The 3,919-nt window shown below is 65.9% G+C and carries 5 protein-coding genes; all 5 read right to left on the reverse strand.

All coding sequences use genetic code 11. The features are described 5' to 3' along the window. Positions 1-40: 40 nt before the first annotated feature. Entirely contained in the window at positions 41-793 is a 753-nt protein-coding gene (locus FKZ61_RS23520; protein WP_141612605.1) for a 16S rRNA (uracil(1498)-N(3))-methyltransferase, read from the reverse strand. A gap of 10 nt (positions 794-803) precedes the next feature. Continuing rightward, positions 804-1,781, reverse strand: coding sequence for a 50S ribosomal protein L11 methyltransferase (prmA, locus tag FKZ61_RS23525; RefSeq protein ID WP_141612606.1), 978 nt, complete (start codon positions 1,779-1,781; stop codon positions 804-806). A gap of 62 nt (positions 1,782-1,843) precedes the next feature. Continuing rightward, complete coding sequence (gene dnaJ / locus FKZ61_RS23530) at positions 1,844-2,974, reverse strand: molecular chaperone DnaJ (protein ID WP_141612607.1); 1,131 nt, start codon at positions 2,972-2,974, stop codon at positions 1,844-1,846. A 51-nt stretch (positions 2,975-3,025) separates the two neighbouring features. Further along, the gene (locus FKZ61_RS23535) at positions 3,026-3,217 is read right to left on the reverse strand and encodes a hypothetical protein (RefSeq protein ID WP_141612608.1); all 192 of its coding nucleotides are present in this window, start codon (positions 3,215-3,217) and stop codon (positions 3,026-3,028) included. A gap of 8 nt (positions 3,218-3,225) precedes the next feature. Next, positions 3,226-3,919 (reverse strand): dephospho-CoA kinase (gene coaE, locus FKZ61_RS23540; RefSeq protein ID WP_211358713.1); only part of this gene is annotated, 694 nt, incomplete at its 5' end.

The following is a 3,919-nucleotide window of genomic DNA, read 5'->3' on the forward strand; positions in this document are numbered from 1 at the left end:
CACCCGGAATTTCTGCCGTGGTATTTACGCCAGACGGGACTCAGCCGCCCAGTTCACCCCCGTGGGCCTGGATCACGGCCACGGCAGCCAGGGCCGCGGTCTCCGCCCGCAGGATCCGGGTGCCCAGGGAGATCACCTGCCAGCCTGCCGACCGAGCCAGGGCCACTTCTTCCGGCGTCAGGCCGCCTTCCGGGCCGACCAGCAGGCTGATGGCCGGGGGGGGTGCCTGCCCGGACCTCTGCAAAGTCGCCAGCAGGCCTGGATGTCCGGTTGCGTCTTCCCAGGGCAGCAGCCGGAGCCCCTCCCCCGTGCGGACGGCCTCCTCCCAGCTGAGGGGGGCGGCCAGCTCTGGCAGGCATCCCCGGCCGCTCTGCTCTGCCGCCTCCTGGATGATGCGCTGCCAACGGGGATATTTCTTCAGCACGGCGGCGGCCGGGCGCACCACGCTACGCCGGGCAATGACCGGTACAAAGCGGGTGACTCCCAGCTCCACCCCTTTCTGCAGGATCCACTCGAACTTGTCGGCCTTCAGAGTACACTGGTAGAGGATGACCGGGCGCCTGGGCTCCCCGGCCGCCGGGCCCACCTCCAGGATCTGGCCGCGGGCTTCGCCTGGGTCCAGCCGGCGGACTTCCGTCAGGAACTCCTGACCCCGGCCATCCAACAACACGATGCGGGTGCCGGGTCGAGCCCGCAGCACCCGACTCAACTGATGGGCAATGGGGGTCAGATCCACCGGCTGGCCGGGTTCCAGGGGAGTATCGGGCAGGAAAAAGCGGTGCAGGGTGGCCATGGCGGCGCGGTCAGGTGGCCTTTTGCACCACCAGGGCCACCCAGTCCTCCTCCTGTTTGCGGTCCACGAGCTGGAGCCCGTGGCGGGCGGCGGCCTGGAGGACCATGGCGTCCTTTTCCGCCAGGATGCCAGAGAGGATGAGGTGGCCGCCGGTGGCCAGGGGGACGGCCAGGGGGACGTTGCCGTAGGTGCCGTCCAGCAGGCCCACCAGAACTTCGGCCAGGATGTTGGCCACCACCACCTGGAAGCGGCCTGTCAGGCCGTCCGGCACGCTTCCCTGGCGCACGTCGACTTCCAGGTCAGGGAGCCCGTCCAGGCCGTTGCGGGTCAGGTTTTCCCGGGTGGCCTGGATGGCCAGGGGATCGATGTCGGTGGCCACAATGAAACGGGCGCCCAGCCGGGCGGCGGCGATGGCAAGGACGCCGCTGCCGGTGCCCACGTCCAGCACCGCATCGCCGGGCTGGATATGCTCCTCCAGCGCGGCCAGGCAAAGGCGGGTGGTGGGGTGGAGCCCGGTGCCGAAGGCCATGCCCGGCTCCAGCTCAATGACCAGGTCATCCGGCTGGGGCTGGAACGCTTCCCAACTGGGCTTGAGGACCAGGCGTCGGCCCACCCGCAGGGGCTTGTAAAATTTCTTCCAGGCGTGAGCCCAATCTTCCTGGCGCAGGGTGCGGATTTGAGGTTCGGGGATGGGGTAAATCTGGCTCAGGTGCCACAGCCCCTCTTCGATCTGGCGCCGGATTTGGGCCCCGCGCCGTCCCGGTTTGATGTAGGTCTTCACCGTGAGGCGGAACTGGCCTGCGATGGGCTGGCCGAAATCGTCGAAGCCGGTGGCCTCGATGACTGCGCCGCCGCCGCTGGCCTCCCCCTCGGCGCTGTCTGCGGCGTAGCTCCCGCCGTTGTAGCGGTTAAAGAGCTCGCTCACCGCCTCGGCCGCTTCTGAATCCACCGAGACCGCAATCTCGATCAGTGTGTCCTCTTGCTCCATGGTGCCAGTTGCCCTGGTTCGGTGGCAGAGGGCCTGCAAGCGATGCAGGCATCCCCGTCCGGTTAATCGCTGCCGAAGATGCGGTCAAAGAACCCTTTGTGCTGTTCCGTGGTCTGGTCATCAAAGGTTTTGGCCAGGGCGCGGAACAGCTCTTTCTGTTCGTTGGTCAGGTTGGTGGGCACCACCACCCGGACGGTGATGATCATATCCCCGCGGCCACTCCGCTGGAGGTGGGGCACCCCCAGGCCCCGCTTGCGGAAGGTGCGGCCAGTCTGGGTACCGGGCGGGATCTCCAGCTCCACGGTATCCCCTTCCAGGGTGGGCACCTTCACCGTGGCGCCCAGGGCAGCCTGGGCCACGTTGATGGGCAACTCCAGGTGGATGTCCGAGTCCTGGCGCACGAAAATCTTGTGGGGCTCTACGGACACAACCACGTAGAGGTTGCCGGGAGGCCCGCCCAGCTGGCCGGCTTCCCCCTCGCCCACCAGGCGAATCCGGGTGCCGTCGTCCACGCCGGCCGGGATCTTCACGTTCAGCTTGCGGGAGACCCGCACCCGCTTGCTGCCGTGGCACTTGGTGCAGGGCGACGGGATCACCTCGCCACTGCCGCCACAACTGGGGCAGGTGGTGGCCGTGATGACGGTGCCGAAGAGGGGGCTCTGCTGGCGCCGTCGTACCTCACCGCTGCCGCCACAGGTGGCGCAGGTCACGGGCGAAGTGGGGGGCTCGGCGCCGGTGCCGCCGCAGTGGTCACAGGTTTCGGTGCGGGGGATCTCGATTTCCCGTTCGGTGCCAAAGACGGCCTCTTCAAAGCTCAGTCGGATGTCCACCCGCAGGTCTGCGCCGCGGCGAGGCTGGTTGCGGGCGCGGCGGCCGCCTCCCATGCCCATACCCATGGAGCCGAAGATTTCTTCGAAGATGCTGCCCAGGTCGCCGAAGCCGCCGCTGAAATCGTTGAAGCCGGGCGAGCCCTGCAGCCCATCATGGCCAAAACGATCGTAAATGGCCCGCTTCTGATCGTCGCTCAGCACCTGGTAGGCCTCGTTGATCTCCTTGAACATAGCCTCGGCTTCCGGCGACTTGTTCACGTCGGGATGGTATTTTTGGGCGAGCTTGCGAAAGGCTCGCTTCAGGGTGTCCTTGTCGGCCGTCCGGTCCACCCCCAGGACTTCGTAGTAATCACGTTTGCTCATAGTCCTCGACACCTCTTCCCAGGGTGTGTGCCCCGCAGGAGGGGCAACACCCTATTCCCAGCTGATAATCCAGGCGCAAAGCCCGGCCAATACCACCGTGGCCGCCACCAGAGCTGCCCATTGCCCGGGCAGGAAACCCACATGCCGGGCGCTGAAGTAGAGGATCAGGACCATGCCAACTGCCAGGATCAGCCAGTTGGAAAGCACAGGGTGACGGTTCCAGAAATGTTTCAATCCATTCATGAGTGCATTCACGCTTCCGCTTTGCCCAGCCGTCCGGCGTAGCGCCGGTGCAGATCCTGCCAGAGGGCGTCCAATTGGGCGTACAGTTCCTCCAGGGTGCCGTCGTTGTGGATCACCCGGTCCGCCTGGTTAACCTTGGCCGCCTGGGGAGACTGCATCCGCATGCGCTGCCGGGCGTGGACCTCGTCCATGCCCCGCTTCTCCCGCAGGCGCCGCAGCTGCGCCTCCTCGCTGGATGTGACTACCCAGATCTCATCACACAGGGTAGCCATGGATCCGGCTTCCAGCAGTTTGACGGCTTCCAATATGACGATTTCGTGGGGAACCTGTTCGATCTTTTGCCGGGTGAGCTGGTAGACGGCCGGGTGCACGATCTGTTCCAGACGGCCCAGGGCCGCCGGGTCGGCAAAGACGATCTCGGCCAGGGCCTGGCGATTGATGGTGCCGTCCTCGGCCAGGATGTGACGGCCAAAGGTCTGGAGGATGGGCTCATAGGCCGGCCCGCCGGGTTCCATGACCTTGTGGGCCAGTTTGTCCGCATCGATCACGTACGCGCCCTTGGCGGCCAGGTATTCCAGGACGGTGCTCTTGCCGGTGGCAATGTTACCGGTCAGGCCGATGATCAGCGATGTGGCAGACATGAATTGGGTCGCTTCGTCCTCGTACAGTCTGGCGTAAATACCACGGCAGAAATTCCGGGTG

The sequence above is a fragment of the Litorilinea aerophila genome (assembly GCF_006569185.2).
In the GTDB taxonomy this organism is placed as follows: domain Bacteria; phylum Chloroflexota; class Anaerolineae; order Caldilineales; family Caldilineaceae; genus Litorilinea; species Litorilinea aerophila.

What these genes read in the sequence shown, in the direction of transcription:
- FKZ61_RS23535 (WP_141612608.1), bottom strand. Translation starts at nt 3,217, where the DNA reads ATGAATGGATTGAAACATTTCTGGAACCGTCACCCTGTGCTTTCCAAC.
- prmA (WP_141612606.1), bottom strand. Translation starts at nt 1,781, where the DNA reads ATGGAGCAAGAGGACACACTGATCGAGATTGCGGTCTCGGTGGATTCA.
- FKZ61_RS23520 (WP_141612605.1), bottom strand. Translation starts at nt 793, where the DNA reads ATGGCCACCCTGCACCGCTTTTTCCTGCCCGATACTCCCCTGGAACCC.
- dnaJ (WP_141612607.1), bottom strand. Translation starts at nt 2,974, where the DNA reads ATGAGCAAACGTGATTACTACGAAGTCCTGGGGGTGGACCGGACGGCC.